The organism is Thermoproteus uzoniensis 768-20 (assembly GCF_000193375.1).
GTDB classification, from domain to species: Archaea; Thermoproteota; Thermoprotei; order Thermoproteales; family Thermoproteaceae; genus Thermoproteus; species Thermoproteus uzoniensis_A.
The window spans coordinates 585,515-600,571 of record NC_015315.1; the positions used below are offsets into that span (position 1 = coordinate 585,515).

At 61.5% G+C, this 15,057-nt stretch carries 16 protein-coding genes, 2 tRNA genes and 1 pseudogene; 6 read left to right on the top strand and 13 right to left on the bottom strand.

From position 1 onward, the window contains the following. The first annotated feature begins 11 nt into the window (after positions 1–11). Positions 12–653 carry a 3,4-dihydroxy-2-butanone-4-phosphate synthase gene (locus tag TUZN_RS03245; protein WP_013679505.1) on the top strand — a complete coding sequence of 214 codons (642 nt, stop codon included), beginning with the start codon at positions 12–14 and terminating at the stop codon, positions 651–653. On the opposite strand, the gene TUZN_RS03250 is transcribed toward TUZN_RS03245, so the two are convergent. From TUZN_RS03250 to TUZN_RS03275, 6 genes are read right to left on the bottom strand one after another with little or no spacing between them, the layout of a single operon-like run. After that, entirely contained in the window at positions 636–1,061 is a 426-nt protein-coding gene (locus tag TUZN_RS03250; protein WP_013679506.1) for a YkgJ family cysteine cluster protein, read from the bottom strand. The genes TUZN_RS03245 and TUZN_RS03250 overlap by 18 nt on opposite strands. Further along, positions 1,058–2,032 carry a 2-hydroxyacid dehydrogenase gene (locus tag TUZN_RS03255; protein WP_013679507.1) on the bottom strand — a complete coding sequence of 325 codons (975 nt, stop codon included), beginning with the start codon at positions 2,030–2,032 and terminating at the stop codon, positions 1,058–1,060. Before TUZN_RS03255 ends, TUZN_RS03250 begins: the two co-directional genes overlap by 4 nt. A gap of 6 nt (positions 2,033–2,038) precedes the next feature. Beyond that, positions 2,039–2,482, bottom strand: coding sequence for a tRNA (N6-threonylcarbamoyladenosine(37)-N6)-methyltransferase TrmO (gene tsaA, locus TUZN_RS03260; RefSeq protein ID WP_013679508.1), 444 nt, complete (start codon positions 2,480–2,482; stop codon positions 2,039–2,041). Beyond that, a complete protein-coding gene (locus tag TUZN_RS03265; protein ID WP_052886048.1) occupies positions 2,479–2,967 on the bottom strand; it encodes a DUF4382 domain-containing protein in 489 nt (162 codons plus the stop codon). The genes tsaA and TUZN_RS03265 overlap by 4 nt, the downstream gene beginning before the upstream one ends. 38 nt (positions 2,968–3,005) lie before the next feature. Further along, positions 3,006–3,653, bottom strand: coding sequence for a LysE family transporter (locus tag TUZN_RS03270; RefSeq protein WP_013679510.1), 648 nt, complete (start codon positions 3,651–3,653; stop codon positions 3,006–3,008). 1 nt (position 3,654) lies between these two features. After that, complete coding sequence (locus TUZN_RS03275) at positions 3,655–4,077, bottom strand: NUDIX hydrolase (protein WP_013679511.1); 423 nt, start codon at positions 4,075–4,077, stop codon at positions 3,655–3,657. A gap of 151 nt (positions 4,078–4,228) precedes the next feature. Here TUZN_RS03275 and TUZN_RS11210 point away from each other — a divergent pair, with 151 nt between their 5' ends. The 5 genes and pseudogenes from TUZN_RS11210 to TUZN_RS03290 all read left to right on the top strand — a co-directional run bounded on the left by TUZN_RS11210 (position 4,229) and on the right by TUZN_RS03290 (position 5,592). Next, positions 4,229–4,366: a hypothetical protein gene (locus TUZN_RS11210; protein WP_158305065.1), complete on the top strand. Its 138-nt coding sequence runs from the start codon at positions 4,229–4,231 to the stop codon at positions 4,364–4,366. Positions 4,367–4,370: 4 nt separating this feature from the next. Then, on the top strand, positions 4,371–4,532 hold the full coding sequence (locus TUZN_RS11215; protein ID WP_013679512.1) for a hypothetical protein: 162 nt from the start codon (positions 4,371–4,373) through the stop codon (positions 4,530–4,532). A gap of 156 nt (positions 4,533–4,688) precedes the next feature. Beyond that, positions 4,689–5,112: pseudogene (locus TUZN_RS11625) on the top strand (ATP-binding cassette domain-containing protein); the annotation flags it as partial. Positions 5,113–5,239: 127 nt separating this feature from the next. Continuing rightward, positions 5,240–5,360 (top strand) — tRNA-Glu (locus tag TUZN_RS03285). A 156-nt stretch (positions 5,361–5,516) separates the two neighbouring features. Further along, positions 5,517–5,592: transfer RNA gene (locus tag TUZN_RS03290), tRNA-Asp, on the top strand. A gap of 261 nt (positions 5,593–5,853) precedes the next feature. Here TUZN_RS03290 and TUZN_RS03295 read toward each other — a convergent pair. From TUZN_RS03295 to TUZN_RS03325, 7 genes are all read right to left on the bottom strand, one after another. Then, positions 5,854–6,264, bottom strand: a complete 411-nt coding sequence (locus tag TUZN_RS03295; protein WP_013679515.1) for a translation initiation factor IF-2 subunit beta — start codon at positions 6,262–6,264, stop codon at positions 5,854–5,856. 27 nt (positions 6,265–6,291) lie between these two features. After that, positions 6,292–7,479: an acetyl-CoA C-acetyltransferase gene (locus TUZN_RS03300; protein WP_013679516.1), complete on the bottom strand. Its 1,188-nt coding sequence runs from the start codon at positions 7,477–7,479 to the stop codon at positions 6,292–6,294. Continuing rightward, entirely contained in the window at positions 7,476–9,467 is a 1,992-nt protein-coding gene (locus TUZN_RS03305) for a 3-hydroxyacyl-CoA dehydrogenase/enoyl-CoA hydratase family protein (protein ID WP_052886049.1), read from the bottom strand. Before TUZN_RS03305 ends, TUZN_RS03300 begins: the two co-directional genes overlap by 4 nt. 66 nt (positions 9,468–9,533) lie before the next feature. Further along, complete coding sequence (locus tag TUZN_RS03310; RefSeq protein ID WP_013679518.1) at positions 9,534–10,622, bottom strand: M42 family metallopeptidase; 1,089 nt, start codon at positions 10,620–10,622, stop codon at positions 9,534–9,536. Between the two features lie 56 nt (positions 10,623–10,678). Next, positions 10,679–12,334: a long-chain-fatty-acid--CoA ligase gene (locus TUZN_RS03315; RefSeq protein ID WP_013679519.1), complete on the bottom strand. Its 1,656-nt coding sequence runs from the start codon at positions 12,332–12,334 to the stop codon at positions 10,679–10,681. Positions 12,335–12,361: 27 nt separating this feature from the next. Beyond that, a complete protein-coding gene (locus tag TUZN_RS03320; RefSeq protein ID WP_013679520.1) occupies positions 12,362–13,306 on the bottom strand; it encodes an aldo/keto reductase in 945 nt (314 codons plus the stop codon). Beyond that, on the bottom strand, positions 13,306–15,030 hold the full coding sequence (locus TUZN_RS03325; RefSeq protein WP_013679521.1) for a long-chain-fatty-acid--CoA ligase: 1,725 nt from the start codon (positions 15,028–15,030) through the stop codon (positions 13,306–13,308). The genes TUZN_RS03320 and TUZN_RS03325 overlap by 1 nt, the downstream gene beginning before the upstream one ends. Positions 15,031–15,057 lie beyond the last annotated feature (27 nt).

The following is a 15,057-nucleotide window of genomic DNA, read 5'->3' on the forward strand; positions in this document are numbered from 1 at the left end:
TTCGGTTGACGATGATGTTGGAGAAGGCGATAGAGGCCTTGAGGACTGGCAGGCCCGTGCTCATATACGACGGCGATTATAGAGAAGCCGAGGCCGACTTCGTGGTGAGGGCCGACGCGGTGACTCCCGGCCTCGTCAGGTGGCTGAGGCAGAACGCAGGCGGGCTCCTATGTTTCGTGACGACTGAGGAGATAGGGAGGGCGCTCGGCCTCGAGTTCCTCTCCGAGTACTACCGCAGACTGGGGCTCTCCGTGTTGCCCAAATACGGCGACGAGCCGGCGTTCATGGGCTACGTCAACCACAAGAAGACCAAGACAGGCGTCAGGGACTCGGACAAGGCTTTGACCATAAGAGAGCTGGCGAGGGTGGTCGAGATGGCGTTGAGCGACCCCGACAGAGCCAAGAAGACGTTCGTGGACGAGTTCTACGGGCCGGGCCACGTGCCGGTGCTCGGGGCCAGGTTAGGGAGGAGGTGGGGCCACACGGAGCTGTCGGCCATACTCGCCAAGGCCGCCGGCCTGCCTCCAGCCCTCGCCATAATTGAGGTTCTAGGCCCCAGCGTAGACGCTATGCCGTACGAGGAAGTAGAGGAGCTGGCGAAATCCTTAGGCGTGCCGTTGCTAAGGGGCGAGGAGCTAAAGGCCCTTGCGTAGCCTGATTACTATCCTGGTCCGCCTCGAGTCCTCGACGAACTTAGCCACGTAGGGGGCGAGCCTCTCGACCTCTCTGCGCGATACCGTGTGCCAAGTCGGGCACGTCTTGTCCACGTAGACCTCGCGCCCGTCGTATACCAGCGGGTAGAGCCTACAGCCGATGGGCCTATGCTCGTAGATGGTGCAGCTTGCCGTCGTGGGGTCGTAGAACACGCAGTGCCCGTCCACGTTCTTTAGCCTCAACGTGTCGCCGTCGGCGACGGCGAAGTCCTCAAGCCGATATCCCAAGGCCTCGATACGCTCTACGTCCTCCGGCAACAGCTCCATCTCGGTCCCCACGCAACATATCCCGCATTTTATGCACTTGAACCTCACCTCAAAGAACGAGGGGTTGGACCAGACGCTCACTCCACCACGTAGAGGGGCCTTTCTCCTCTGAAGAACCGCACGACGTTCTCCGCGGCCACTTCGGCCATCTTGATCCTAGTCTCCAAAGCGGCGCTCCCTATATGGGGGGTGAGGACTACGTTGGGCATCCCCACGAGCTCGTGGGTGTGGGGGAGCGGCTCCACTTCATATACGTCCAGCGCCGCGCCGGCCAGAATGCCCTCCCGTAGAGCCCTCAGAAGAGCCTCAGTGTCCACCACGGGGCCTCTGGCGACGTTGACGAAATAGGCGCCGCGCTTCATCTTAGAGAACCTCTCCCAGTTCATCAAGTGCCGGGTCTCAGGCGTCAACGCCACCGAGACGATCACGAAATCGCTGGTCGACAGCAACTCGTCGAGCGGCAGATACCTTATGCCCAACGCGAACTCCACCTGGGGCTTCCTTGTACGGGACCAGTAGACGACCTCGGCGCCGAACGCCAGAAGGCGCCTAGCTATGGCCGTGCCCAAGTTGCCGAGCCCCACGATGCCCGCCCTCTTGCCCCGTATATCAGAACCTATAAGGGCGCCCCAAATATCGTACGCCTTGCCCTCTCTAATCAGCCTATCGCCCTCGACTATCCTCCTGACTAGGGCCAGCAAGAGGCCCACTGCCAGGTCGGCCGTGGCGTCGACCAGCACCTCTGGCGTGTTGGTCACCACGATGCCCCTCCGCCTGGCCTCGGCGACGTCTATGTGGTCGTACCCCACCGAGACGGTGGAGATTATCTTGAGGTTCCTGGCGCTGGACAGCACCTCCCTATCCACGACATCCCCCACGAAGACCACCATGGCGTCGCACTCGGCGGCGGCCCTCTTGAGGGCGTCCTTCGGGATGCCCGCCGTCAGCCAGGCCGGCTTGCCGTAGGGGTACGCTCTGACCTCCCCCACCTCGGCCAGTTTCTTGTAGAGTATCTCGGGGAACGTATCCCTGCTGACGAATATGCAGACCACGGAAAATTACCGGTCTATATTAAGAAGACGCCGCAGCCACTCCGGCATCTTTGGGCTCGTGATCGCGTCGAGGACGTCGTACGGCTTTATGTCGAGCACGGGGCTCCCAGTCCAGGCGTCCAGATTGCGCAGGCGGAGCCGGGGCGGCTCCACGGCCACTATCTCCGCCACGGTCAGACCTATGGGGTTCGGCCTCGGCGGAAACCTCGTGGCGAATATGCCGACCTCAGGCGCGTCTGGGAGACGCCTAGGCCTCACCCTCAGCTCGACGCGTTCTACTCTGTCCATATACCATATGACGAAGACGTGGCTGTACTCCTCGAGGCCCAGCAAGCCGTCGGCGTACTCGTCGAATACCCTAACCGTGGATATGAAGTCCCTTCTGCTGGCCCCCTCTTGGGGGAGCCCCTCCTCGACGTAGCCTATAGGCTTAAGCCTTATCTCCCTCAAGAGATCACCTGCGCCGTGATGGACGGGCTGATTATTATCTGTCCGTTGGCGTACGCCACGTGGGGGAACGATATGAGCAACTTCTCCGCGGAGCCCCCGCTGAGCCTCATCCCGCCCGTTATGTGCACCTTGAATACTCCGCTGGGGATGCGGGCGGTGATGTTGACGCCCCCTATCTCGATCGTGGCGCTGGATACCGTGAAGAACACCTCGTTGTACTCGCCGGCTGGCGCCGAGGCGGAGACGAGCAACTGCGGCGTGTGCGTCAGCGCTATGGTCTTGCTACCGTTGAAGATCACGACCCAGCCCGAGTTGTTGCCGACCCTATGGAGCGCCACGGACGTGAAGGTGAGGTATATGGCGAGGTTGGGCGCCGGCGGATCGGACACGTAGACGTCTACGCGGCCCTGGGACAGGTAAAAATAGAGGAAGGCCACGGCGGCTAGGACCACTACTACGGCCGCTACAGCTGGCCAGGCCCGCATGGAGGAATGGATCCGGCCGGCTTATAAGCTGTAGCGCCTCAGAAATTGAGCAAGTCGACTCCCGCGAACGCCTTGAGGAATATATTCACCCCGAAAAGCGCCAGTAAAGCCGATAGGGCTATGAGCAGATAGCCGTACCTCCTGTTGTTCAACAACCTGGACGCGCCTCCGCCGAGCGAGGCCATTAGGGAAAGCCAGAAGTAGTCCATCCAGACGTGGGCGCCGTACATCGCGGCTACGCCGAGAGGTCCCAGCGCGAAGGCCTCGCCGACTAGAGGAAGGCCGACAGTGGCCCACCACATCAGGAAATACGGGTTGGCTCCCGTGAAGACTAGGCCCGTCAAGAAGGGCGGCAGGGAAAGCCGCCCGCCGGACATCTGCCTCGTGTTGCCTCTTATGGAGGCAAGCCCGTCGCTAGCCGTCAAGTAGGCGAAGAGGAGCGAGAACGCCAGCGAGATTGCGGCGAGCGGCTTCTGGAAAGAGCCGAGCGCGCCGGCGACCAGCCCGAGCGCCAGCACGTAGGGGAACTCGAACGCCATATGGCCCGCGGCCACCGCAAGCCCCGACCTCGCCGCCGCTCTAGGACGCAGGGCGCCCGAGACGACAGCCGCCGTCGTTAGAGGACCCGGCGAGAAGGCGCCCGACGGCGTCACCATCAATGTCTGGAGGATCAAGTCGGCCAGCATATCACCGCAGAGCCGAGAGGGCCCGTCTGAGGACCTGCCTGACGTTGGGGTACGTCCGTAGCCCGTCCAGCTCAGCCTCGGATACCCACACGCCGTTGTCCAGCCTCCCCCCAACGCGCCTCACCAGGAAAACCAAGTCGTAGTGTATGTGGGTCTCGTCCGGATAGCGGACCGTCTCCCTCAATATTGCGAAGGGCAGAGGCTCCTCGACCACGTCGCCGCCGGAGATCCCGCGGACAGGGCCCACAGGCTCCACCACGAGCCCCGTCTCCTCCTGGAACTCCCGAACCACGGCCTCAGACGGCGTCTCGTCGGGCTCGACGTGGCCGCCCGGGTAGAGCCAGACGCCCAGCCTCTCGTGATACACAACAAGCGCCTTTCCGTCCTCTATAAGTATGCCGGAGGCGACGACGCACTTCCTCACTGTCGATATGCAAATAGCTTGCTAAAAAAGTTGCCGCGGACGCGGCCGCGTAGGCGACGGTAGGCGTGGCTGTCGGGATCTTGATAGGGGTAACCGGCTCTAGCGGCGTCGCGCTGACGACGCCTTCCTGCATGGGCGGCCGTCGGAGTCAATGTCGGGCCTTGTGGCCAGCAGAGGCGCCGTGTTCGCCGTGGCGATGGGCTCGATGGGCGAGACGCCGATAAAGAAGGTAGTGGGGATCGCCATGGCGGCTACGGCGCTGTCGGCGCCCAGCGGCGCGTTGGCCTAATATCATGGACATAGTAGCCGCGATAGTCGTAGGGGCCTCGACCCCTCTCGGCGGCTGTCCGGCGGCCAGACTCGCCCACAGAGTACCGCAGAGACGCATACACACAGCGCTCGCCGTGCTTTTCGCGGCGGTGGCCATGCTTGAGTTGGCTAAAGCAGTATCGTGAGGGCGCTCTGGCGATACATCGTAGATGGTAAGGAAGGACGGCCGCATCTGTGGCGGTTTAGCCTGCGATATAGTTTATGTATGTCTATTGATGATGCCTTTAAAGGTACACAGTCTGCCGCGCGTGGATCAAAAACAATTTACGCAATAATGGGAGCCAGCGAGGGCCATCTTAGCTTTGATGGGGCCGTCGGGATCCGGAAAGTCGACCCTTCTGAGGGTGTTCAATAATCTAGCCAAGGTGTCGGCCGCGTGTACCTCGACGGCAGGGACATATTCAATAAGATGGACGTGGTGGAGCTCAGGACGAGGGTCCAGATGGTGTTCCAGATACCTAACCCATCCCCCAACCTCTCGATATTCGAGAACGTGGCCTTGGGGGTGAAGCTCAACGGGCTGGCGAGATCCAAGCGGAATCTGCGGTGTGCTAGGCTTTAGAGCGGGCGTAGCTCTGGGAGGAGGTCAAGGACAGGCTCGGCTCGCCGGCGGCCCTCTCGGCCAGGCACCAACAGAGGCTCTGTCTAGCCAGGGCGTTGGCGTTCCAGCCGGAGGTCCTCCTGATGGACAAGCCCACCGCCAACCCTCACCACAACAACTTAGGTAGCGCAAATTCGGATGCCGGACTGCCGATTCCCACCGTGCGCGGCCATTGACGGCAAAAAGTTTAAAAATAGCGAAGTGTATGGGGGACGCCCCGGACGTCGGGGAGCCGTGGCAAGCCGGCCACTCCAACCGGTCGTCTAGTCCGGTCAAGGATATGGGCCTCTCGGGGCGCCGAAGGCCGCGCCGGAGGGAGCCCAAGACCCGGGTTCAAATCCCGGCCGGGGCATCCAGTTCCTATACGTTCGGTATTGTGGCGGACAAGCCCCTATACGGTGGCCGTCGGTGCGGGGCGGCCGTAAAGCTTATAAACATCGCCCAGTTCTCCGAACGATGCCCCGGACGTCGGGGAGCCGTGGATCCGCCGGCGACGGCGGCCACTCCAACCGGTCGTATAGTCCGGACTAGTATGCGGGCCTGTCGAGCCCGTGACCCGGGTTCAAATCCCGGCCGGGGCGCCATTTCTCGGCGTTTTTAATCTCCTTGATTTACCTGATCGGCGGGGGTGTGTTATACGCGGGCCGGGGCGCCATAAATCGTCTTTCTCCTCCCTCGTCACGTCGAATTTTCGTCGACGCAGTTAACATCCGGCGCGCTTTACTTAAAAGTACTTAGGCGGACTCATCGGCTCTCTGTTGTACATGTGGGCGGACGCGGGCCTCGCTCGCGAACCTAACGCGCTCTCCCACTAGGCGTTTGCCGTTGAGTATGTAGTCGCCGGCTTAGAGCGGCTTGACGGGAGTGACGGCGCCGCAGGCGGTGCACCTCAGCATGTAGATGCGCTCTTCCCTCTGGAGGACGGTGTCTATGGAGCCGCAGACGGGGCATATCACGTAGAACTTGAGGTACCTCTCGTAGACTGCCTCCACGACCTTCGGGGTCCTCTCGCCGCTGAGGATCAGCGAGTCTCCGTCTATCATGCCGGGCGTGGCCAGCTCCTTCTGGAAGAACTTGGCTATGTGGGCGGGGTCTCGGTTGAGCCTCTTGGCTATCTGGCCCAAGTTAGCTATCACGGTCCTGCGGGGGAGGTTCTGTATCTCGAGTTTGGGTATCTCGGCCCTTCTCTGGGCCTTGGGCGTGACGATCTTGTAGGCCCGCTCCAGGAGATCCATGTACTCCTTTTCCGAGGACACAAAGGCGGCTTGAGCCCTCCTTAAAAATTATACCCTCTCTATCACCACGGCGGCTCCCTGGCCTCCGCCGACGCAGAGGGTGGCGACGCCTCTGTCTTTGCCCTCTAGCTGTAGCTGTCTGGCGAGCGTGCCTATTAGCCTGGCGCCCGTAGCGCCCAGCGGATGGCCTATCGCTATAGCGCCCCCTCTCTTGTTCACCCTGTCCTCCTCTATGCCCAGCTCCTTAATGGCGTACAGCGTCACCACGGCGAAGGCCTCGTTTATCTCCCAGAGGTCTATGTCCCTCACGGTCAGCCCCGCCTTCTCGAGCGCCTTCCTCGACGCGGGGACGGGGCCTTTGCCCATAACGGCTGGCGGCACGCCGGCGAAGCCGTAGCTGACTATCCTCGCCATGGGCTGGAGGCCGTACTTCTTGACGGCCCTCTCCGACATGAGGAGGACGTAGGACGCGCCGGTGTTGAGCGGCGACGAGTTGCCGGCCGTTATCACTCCGTCTGCCCTAAACGCGGGGGGCAGTTGGGCCAGCTTCTCGAGGCTGGTGTCGGGCCTCACCGACATGTCCCTATCCACCACGACCTTCCTCCCCTCCTGCTCCACCTCCACCGGTATTATCTCGCCCTTGAAGTACCCGTCTTGCTGGGCCTTGTAGGCCAGCTGGTGGCTCCTCAAGCTCCATCTGTCCATCTCCTCTCTGGTTATCTTGGCCTCCTCGGCCAGCCTCTCGGCGGTTAGCCCCATGACGTAGCCTATGTTGAGCTCGTAGAAGGCGTACTCCTCCGTGAAGAACTTGGGGTTGAGGACTATGTGGGGGTTGTCGTACATGGGCACTCTGGACATATGCTCGACGCCTCCAGCGATCACTATATCGGCCATCCCCGTCGCTATCTCGTTGGCGCCCATGACGACCGAAGTTATCGACGAGGCGCACTGTCTATCCACGGCGGCCGCCGGCACGGTCACGGGCAGCTTGGCCGCGAACACGACGTGCCTGCCGCCGTAGAGGAACCCCTCGCCCGTCTGTAGCGCCATGCCGGTTATTAGGTCGTCCACCTCCTCGGGCCTTATGCCGTTCCTCTCTATTATGTCCCTCACCACTATCGCGGCGACCTCTTCAGGCCTCATGTTGTAGTAGATGTCTTTCTGCGGCTCCTTCCTCGTCAATCTGCTGAAGGGTACCCTCCTGAAGTCTACTATGTATACGTTCCGGAGGCTCATTTGCCCTTATACTGCGGCTTCCTCTTCTGGAGGAACGCGCTCACCCCCTCGTACAGATCCTCGGTGGAGAACACTACGCCGAAGTGCGCGGCTTCGAGATCCAGCGCGGCCCATAGCGGCGCCTCGTAGCCGTAGTTTATGGCGTATTTGGCCATGGCCAGCGCTATCGGCGGCTTCTCGGCGAGCTTAAGCGCGAGGGCTCTCGCCTCTTGCTCGAGCCTCTCGGGAGGCACTACCTTGTTGACGAGCCCTATCCTCTCCGCGTCCCTCGCCGATATGTTATCGCCAGTGAATATGATCTCCTTGGCCTTGGCCAGCCCCACCAGCCTGGTCAACCTCTGCGTCCCGCCTCCGCCCGGGAAGAGGCCCAGGTTGACCTCGGGCTGTCCCAACACGGCTGTCTCAGACGCTATCCTCAAGTCGCAAGCAAGCGCCAGCTCTAGGCCGCCGCCGAGAGTGTAGCCGTTCAAGGCGCATATGACCGGCCTATCCAGCCTCTCTATCTTCTCAGTCAGCTCGTGTAGCCCTCTGGACAGCTTGTACGCGAGGAGCGGAGTGGTCCCCACAAAGCCGGTGATATCGGCGCCGGCCGAGAAGGCTCTGCCCACGCCGGTTATCACCACCGCGCGGACCTTCTCGAAGTCCGTTCTCGAAATCTCGTCGAGGGCCGCGGACAGCTCCTCCACCATCTTGGCATTAATTGCGTTGAGGCGCTCGGGCCTGTTCAGTATTATCCAGGCTATGGGCGGCTCGTAGCGGACTATTATGGTCTCCATCCTCCTCTCCTCGGCCTTTACATACGTATAGAAGCCTTCCCCCGACTTCCTCCCGAGCTTCCCCGACTGGGCCATCTGGACGAGGAGCGGATCTGGGGCGAACTCCTCGAAGCCCGTCTTGCTCCTCCAAGCCTCGAGCGCCTTGACCACAGCGTCTATGCCGAACTCGTCGGCTAGCTCCAACGGGCCCTTGGGCCAGTTGAGGCCGAGCCTCACGGCCTTGTCCACGTCCTCCTTGGTCGCTATCCCTTCTCTGACCAAGTAGGCCGCCTCGTTTATGGCCGGCGCGAGTAGAGCCACGACGTCGAGCCTCTCGCCGGGCTCTTTAGGTATGTCGGGCCACTGGAACTTGCCAGGCGCCGGGTACTTGTAGAAGCCCTCCCCCGTCTTCACGCCGTATTTCTTCTGTTGGCACTTCTCCGTGATCAAGTGGCATGGGTGCATCTTGAAGCCGCGCTTCGCCATGGCGTCTCCGATGAAGCATATGACGTCTATCCCCGTGTAGTCCATGAGCAGGAACGCGCCCATGGGGAGTCCGACGCGGTATCTTAGGGCCGAGTCCACCGCTATTATGTCCGCCTCGCCTCTGGCCACGATCCAGCAAGCGGCGTCGTTGACTCTGGCCAGAATCCTGTTAACGATAAAGCCCGGCACGTCTCTGTTCACCACGACCGTCTGTTTGCCCAACTGGGCCGCATATTCGGCGACCTTCTTGACGGCCTCGTCGCTGGTGTACTTGCCCTTGATTATCTCGACCAGCGGCATCAGAGGAGGCGGGTTGAAGAAGTGCATGCCGACTACGAGAGGCCTCCTCTCGGGCTTGACCGCCTCGGAGATCTCGGTTATGGGGAGGCTGGAGGTGTTGGTCGCCAATATGGCGTTCGGCGGGGCGCATCGGTCGGCCTCCGCGAACACCTTCTTCTTGGTCTCGATCTCCTCTATCACCGCCTCGACCATTATCTCGGCGCCTTCGACCGCCTTACACACGTCGTTCACGATAGGCCTAATCCTGCCCAATATGGTCTGGACGTCCTCCTTTATCTGGCCCTTCTCGGCGAACTTCTTGAGGGACCACTCGATGTTCTGTAAAGCCCTCTTGAGGAAGTCCTCGGCGACGTCGACTAGGGCGACCTCGTAGCCGGCTATGGCGAAGAGCTCGGCGATTCCGTGGCCCATGGTGCCGGCCCCTATGACTGCCACCTTTTTAGCCATAGCTAGGGCGAGAGACGCGTTTTTAAAGAAGAGCTACGTCTATTGGCTAAATAGAAATATATAGCACTATTTAATTCTCCTCTCCATCAACGACTCGACGAACTGTGGGGAGGCGTTTTCCAGAACCGCTACGAGGAGCCTCGCGGCGTTCACCGCGTCGTCGACCCTAAGGACCTCGACGGGGGAGTGCACGTAGCGCGCAGGTATGCTTATGGCGACCGCGGGCACGCCCTCCCGCCGGAAGGCTATGGCCATGGCGTCGGTGGTGCCGCCGTAGAGGACCTCCATCTGGTGCGGTATCCCCTCCTTCCTCGCCACCTCGGCCACGAAGTCTCTGAGCCTCGGATGCGCTATGAATAGGCCGCCTCTCCCCCCGTCCATGACCTTTATGGCGGGGCCGCCGCCGAGCCTCACGACGTACTCCCTCTCCGATGTGCCCGGCACGTCGGCGGCTATGGTGGTGTCGAGCGCGACTGCGTAATGCGGGGCGACCCTCTCGGCAGCCACGGCGGCGCCTCTAAGCCCTACCTCCTCCTGCACTGTGGCGACGGCGTAGAGGGTCACAGGGAGCTCTCGAAGCCGCCTCAACGCCCACAACATTACGGCGAGCCCTACCCTATCGTCGAAGGCCTTGCCAGTGACGGCGCCGTTTGCGAGCTCGGCGAACTCTCTGTCGAGGACGGCCACCGAGCCGACGCCAACGCCGAGCTTCTCCACCTCCTCCGCGCTGGAGGCGCCTATATCGACGAATATGTCCTTCATCTCGGGCGCCTCCCTCTCCTTGCCCGGCTGCGTGATGTGGGGAGGCCTCGTCCCCACGACTCCCGGGATCTTCCTGCCGTCCCGCGTCCTCACGACGACTCTCTGCCCCACCAACGTCACCTCGTTCCAGCCCCCGATCGGCTTGACTCTCAGGAAGCCGTTCTTCTCCACGTGGTCCACCATAAGCCCTATCTCGTCCATATGGGCGGCGACCATTGCCCTATAGTCGGACTTGCCGTGCTTGACGCCGTAGACGTTGCCCCACCTATCCACGAAGAGCTCGTCGACGTAGGGCTCCATCTCGGCGATCACGATCTCCCTAACCTCGTCCTCAAAGCCGGAGGGGCCGAAGGCCTCGGACAGACGCTTCAGCAGAGGCTTGAAGTCGTCCATGTAGGCCCGTAAGGCCGCCCCTATTAAATATTGGGGCCGGCCGGCGATAAAATAGGCTATTGCTTGAGGAGGTCCCTATATTTGTCCCGCAACACCTTTTTGTCTATCTTGCCGGTGCCCGTCATTGGGAGGTCGGACACGACCATCACCTTGTCCGGCAACCACCACTTCGGTATCTTGCCGGCGTCCACGAACTTCTGGAGATGCGCGATTATCTCGTCGGGATTTACGGAGGCGCCGGGCTTGGGCACGACGAAGGCCACGGGCCTCTCGCCCCACTTCTCGTGGGGTAGCCCGACCACCGCGGCTATCCCCACCGCGGGGTGTGTCATTATGAGGTCTTCGAGCTGGAGCGACGAGATCCACTCGCCGCCCGACTTTATGACGTCCTTGAGCCTGTCCACTATCTTTATCCTGCCGTCGGGGCACCAGACCGCCGCATCGCCCGTGTGGAACCAGCCGTTGCGCCAGGCGGTCTTGGTCTTCTCGGGATCTCCTATATATTCGGGGGTTATCCAGGGGGCCCTCAAGGCGAGCTCGCCCGCCGTCTTGCAGTCCCGCGGCACCGGCTTGTCGTTCTCGTCGACGACGGCGAACTCCGAGAGGGGGTTGGGGAGGCCAGTCATCACTATCAAGTCGTACGCCTTGTCTAGATCCTCCGGCAACTTCTCGGTGGGCTTGAAGAACCCCAGCGACACTACAGGCGCCGTCTCCGTCATGCCGTAGCCCACCCTCGGCACGAAGCCGGCGTCGGCTGCCTTCCTCGCGAGCTCCTTGGGCAACGCGGCGCCGCCGACTATGTATATCGGCGCAAGCCGCCTGATCCCCTCGACGTACTTGGGCAGATCGGGGTGGGTCACAAGCATGTAGAGTATTGTGGGGACGCCCGCCATGGCCTTGACCTCCTCCTCGACTATCAGCCTCAGTATGTGGCCGTAGTCGAACCTCCCCGGCATGACTTGCCTCCAGCCCATGAGCGCGTAGACCCACGGAAGGCCCCAAGCGTGTACGTGGAACATGGGGACCAAGTAGAGGGCGGTGCACGGCTTCCCGTCTATGTTGGCGCAGTCGTTTCTGGCGAGGCCTCTGTAGCCGACGGCGGCGAGCGCCACGCTGAGGGTGTGGAGCACGAGCTGTCTGTGGGTGAAGTAGGCGCCCTTCGGCCTGCCCGTGGTGCCCGACGTGTAGAGCACCGTCGCGACGGTGTTCTCGTCCAGATCGGGAAGCTCCTTCTCCTCGCCCGACTTTATGACGTCCTCGATCTCGGGGTCCTTCCCCACGACCCCCATTCCGTCGGATATCTGGATGTAGAGCTTGACAGACTTGAGGTGGGGCCTCAGCTTGTCGACCAGCTGGGCGAAGTCTCTATGGTATATCAAGGCCTTGTCGCCGGCCTGGTTTATGGTGTAGGCTATGTCCTCAGGCGCCAGGCGCACGTTGACCGTGTGAAGTGCCGCGCCTATGCCGGGCACAGCCCAGTAGAGGTCCCAGTGCCATATGGTGTTCCAGTCCAGCGTGGCGACCCGGTCGCCGGGCCCTATACCTAGCTTCCTCAAGCCGTCGGCCAGCCTCAGAATACGTCGATACTCCTCCCCGTACGTCGACCTCCTATCGGCGCCGTGCGGCGGCCTATGGACTATCTGCACGTCGCCAAAGACATAGTTTATATATCTCAGCAGATTATTCAATGTTAGTTGATATTTGTAGGCCATATAATAGGGATTGTTCGCCCTTTTAAGCTATACGGGATAGAGCTTGAGCGCGAGCTTCTGGAGGAAGCCTGGGACGTACCTTATCCCGCCCATGCCGACGCGCCCCGCGACGAACGGCGCGGTGGCCTCGTCCAAGAGGCGGAGGTCGTCCTCGGGCAACTGTAGCCGCAACGCGCCTGCGACGTCCTCTGCCTGTACGGCGTTCTTCACGCCGGGTATTGGGAGGACCCCTCTGTGTCTGAGCCAGGCGAGGACCACGGCGGCGGGCGATACGCCCCTCCTCTGGGCAACCGCCTTGACGGCCTCTACGACCCTCCTCCCTGCCTCTGTAGAGGCTTTCTTGAACGCGGGATCCATGGACCTGGCCCTGTCGGGTCCCCACTTGCCCAACGCGGCGCCTTTGGCCAGAGGCGACCACGCGATGATCTTGACCTCCAGCTCCTCCGCCGTCTTCCTGAACTCCTCGGCGTCGGCCGCCCTGTTGAGGGGGTTGTACTCTATTTGGTCCGACACTATCTCGTGGCGCTTCAGACACTCGGAGGCCCGGCGGAGTAGCCGCGCGTCGAAGTTGCTCACGCCGATCTCCGACGTCAGCCCCGCCTCCTTCAGCCGCTCCAGCTCTCTCACGACCCTACATAGAGGCACATATACGGGCGGGGGCCAGTGGAGCTGGAGGAGGTCTATACGGCCGAGCCGCGCCAGGCTGGCCTTTGCCGACTTCTCGACGCGCCCCCAGTGGAAGCCCGCAACCTTGGTGGCCACCACTACGTCGTAGCCCCGTACGGCCTCGCCCACGAACCTCTCAGACTCGCCCCATCCATATATCTCGGCCGTGTCGACGAAGTTTATGCCTAGCTCGAAGGCCCTCCTATAGGCCTTGAGGAGCTCCGACTTGTCTACCGTCCAGGCCCTGCCCCCGGCCTGCCAGGCGCCTAGGCCTATATCGCTGACCTTGAGGCTCCCGAGCTCCATCAGCTCCTCCTCGCGGCTTCTTCCCTCAGCGCCCTCTTCAATATTTTGCCCACGGCCGTCTTGGGCAGATCGTCTCTGAACTCGACGAGTCTCGGACGCTTGTAGGGGGCGAGCCTCTCGGAGGCCCAGCCGATTATGTCTCCGGCCGACACCTTGCCCTTGCACTCGTCCTTCAACACTATGTAGGCCTTGGGTATCTCCCCGGCGTCGGGATCCGGCACGCCTATGACCGCCGCCTCCTTGACGCATGGATGTTGGTACAGCACCTCCTCGATCTCGCGGCTGAAGACGCTGTAGCCCTTGTACTTTATCATGTCCTTCTTCCTGTCCACTATGTAGAAGTAGCCCTCCTCGTCCATATAGGCTATGTCGCCGGTCCTGAACCATCTGAGGCCGCAACACTCGAAGAAGGCCTCGGCGTTTTCCTCGGGCTTGTTGTGGTAGCCCTTCATGACCTGGGGACCCGATATGACCAACTCGCCGGTCTGTCCCGGCGGCAGGAGCTCCGGCTTGTCCAAGTCGGCCACGGCGGCGTACGTGCTCGGTATGGGCAAGCCTATGGAGCCGGGCTTGTGCTTCCCGTTGAGCAACGGGTTTAGGTGAGTCACCACTGCGGTCTCTGTCATGCCGTAGCCCTCTCTCAGGGGAGCGCCGGTCAGCTCCTCGAACTTCTTGGCGACCTCGACTGGGAGCGGCGCCGAGCCGGATATACAGAAGGCGAGGCTCCGCAAGTCGTAGCGCCGCGCGTCTGGGCTGTGGATCATGACGTTGTATATCGTGGGGACTCCGTGGAAGACCGAGGCCCTGTACTTGGCTATGTCCGAGAGCACGCGCCTCATATCGAACCGCGGGTAGACCAACACCGTATGGCCTTCGAAGATGGCGTAGTGCATGACGGTCACTTGGCCGTATATGTGGTACCACGGAAGTACCCCCACCAACACCATGGGCTTGTCGGGCGGCATGCCCTTGGCCCTTCTGACCACGTCGTAGAAGGGCTTCAGCTGTTGTAAGTTGGCCGATATGTTTGCGTGAGTTATCTCGGCTCCTTTGGGGACGCCGGTGGTCCCGCCTGTGTACATCAGCGCCGCCAGATCCTCCTCGGGCCTTATCGGCGCCCTGCCGGTCTCCCTCTCATACTTCAACAGATCCACGTACCTCTGGAAGACGCCGCCGTACCTCACCTTGGGCGGCCTTATCTGTCTCCTGGCCAGCGGCTTGAGCCATTTAGGCATGTACTCCGTCATCTCGGCCACGTAGACCTTCTCGAACTTGTACTCCTCGAAGGCCTTGACGGCCTTATCGTAGAGCACGTCGGCGGTGAAGAGGACCTTCGCCGAGGAGTCCCTAGCCTGTCTGACGACCTCGCCGGGCGTGTAGAGCGGGTTCATGGGCGTCACGACGGCCCCGATCTTGAGCGCCGCGTAGAACGCCACGGCGTAGGCTGGGTGGTTCGGCATGTATATCGCCACGACGTCGCCCTTGGAGACGCCGGCCTCCCTAAGCGCTTTGGCGACCCTATCGCTGTGGTCCGCCAAGACTCCGTACTTCACCTTCCCCCCAAAATAGATATAGGCGGGCCTATCGCCGTAGGCGGCCGATCGATCTAGGTAGACATATAGAGGCTCCGGCTTTATCTCGACGTCAGGAGGGACGCCCTCGTCGTAATTCTTAACCCAAGGCCGCGTCTTTATATATTTTTCGAAGACCTCCTTGGAACTCACTCATCTATATACGTAAAATGTTTTAAA

What these genes read in the sequence shown, in the direction of transcription:
- TUZN_RS03305 (WP_052886049.1), bottom strand. Translation starts at nt 9,467, where the DNA reads ATGGCTAAAAAGGTGGCAGTCATAGGGGCCGGCACCATGGGCCACGGA.
- TUZN_RS03265 (WP_052886048.1), bottom strand. Translation starts at nt 2,967, where the DNA reads ATGCGGGCCTGGCCAGCTGTAGCGGCCGTAGTAGTGGTCCTAGCCGCC.
- TUZN_RS03270 (WP_013679510.1), bottom strand. Translation starts at nt 3,653, where the DNA reads ATGCTGGCCGACTTGATCCTCCAGACATTGATGGTGACGCCGTCGGGC.
- TUZN_RS03320 (WP_013679520.1), bottom strand. Translation starts at nt 13,306, where the DNA reads ATGGAGCTCGGGAGCCTCAAGGTCAGCGATATAGGCCTAGGCGCCTGG.
- TUZN_RS03245 (WP_013679505.1), top strand. Translation starts at nt 12, where the DNA reads ATGATGTTGGAGAAGGCGATAGAGGCCTTGAGGACTGGCAGGCCCGTG.
- TUZN_RS11215 (WP_013679512.1), top strand. Translation starts at nt 4,371, where the DNA reads ATGGACATAGTAGCCGCGATAGTCGTAGGGGCCTCGACCCCTCTCGGC.
- TUZN_RS03300 (WP_013679516.1), bottom strand. Translation starts at nt 7,479, where the DNA reads ATGAGCCTCCGGAACGTATACATAGTAGACTTCAGGAGGGTACCCTTC.
- TUZN_RS11210 (WP_158305065.1), top strand. Translation starts at nt 4,229, where the DNA reads ATGTCGGGCCTTGTGGCCAGCAGAGGCGCCGTGTTCGCCGTGGCGATG.
- TUZN_RS03310 (WP_013679518.1), bottom strand. Translation starts at nt 10,622, where the DNA reads ATGGACGACTTCAAGCCTCTGCTGAAGCGTCTGTCCGAGGCCTTCGGC.
- TUZN_RS03315 (WP_013679519.1), bottom strand. Translation starts at nt 12,334, where the DNA reads ATGGCCTACAAATATCAACTAACATTGAATAATCTGCTGAGATATATA.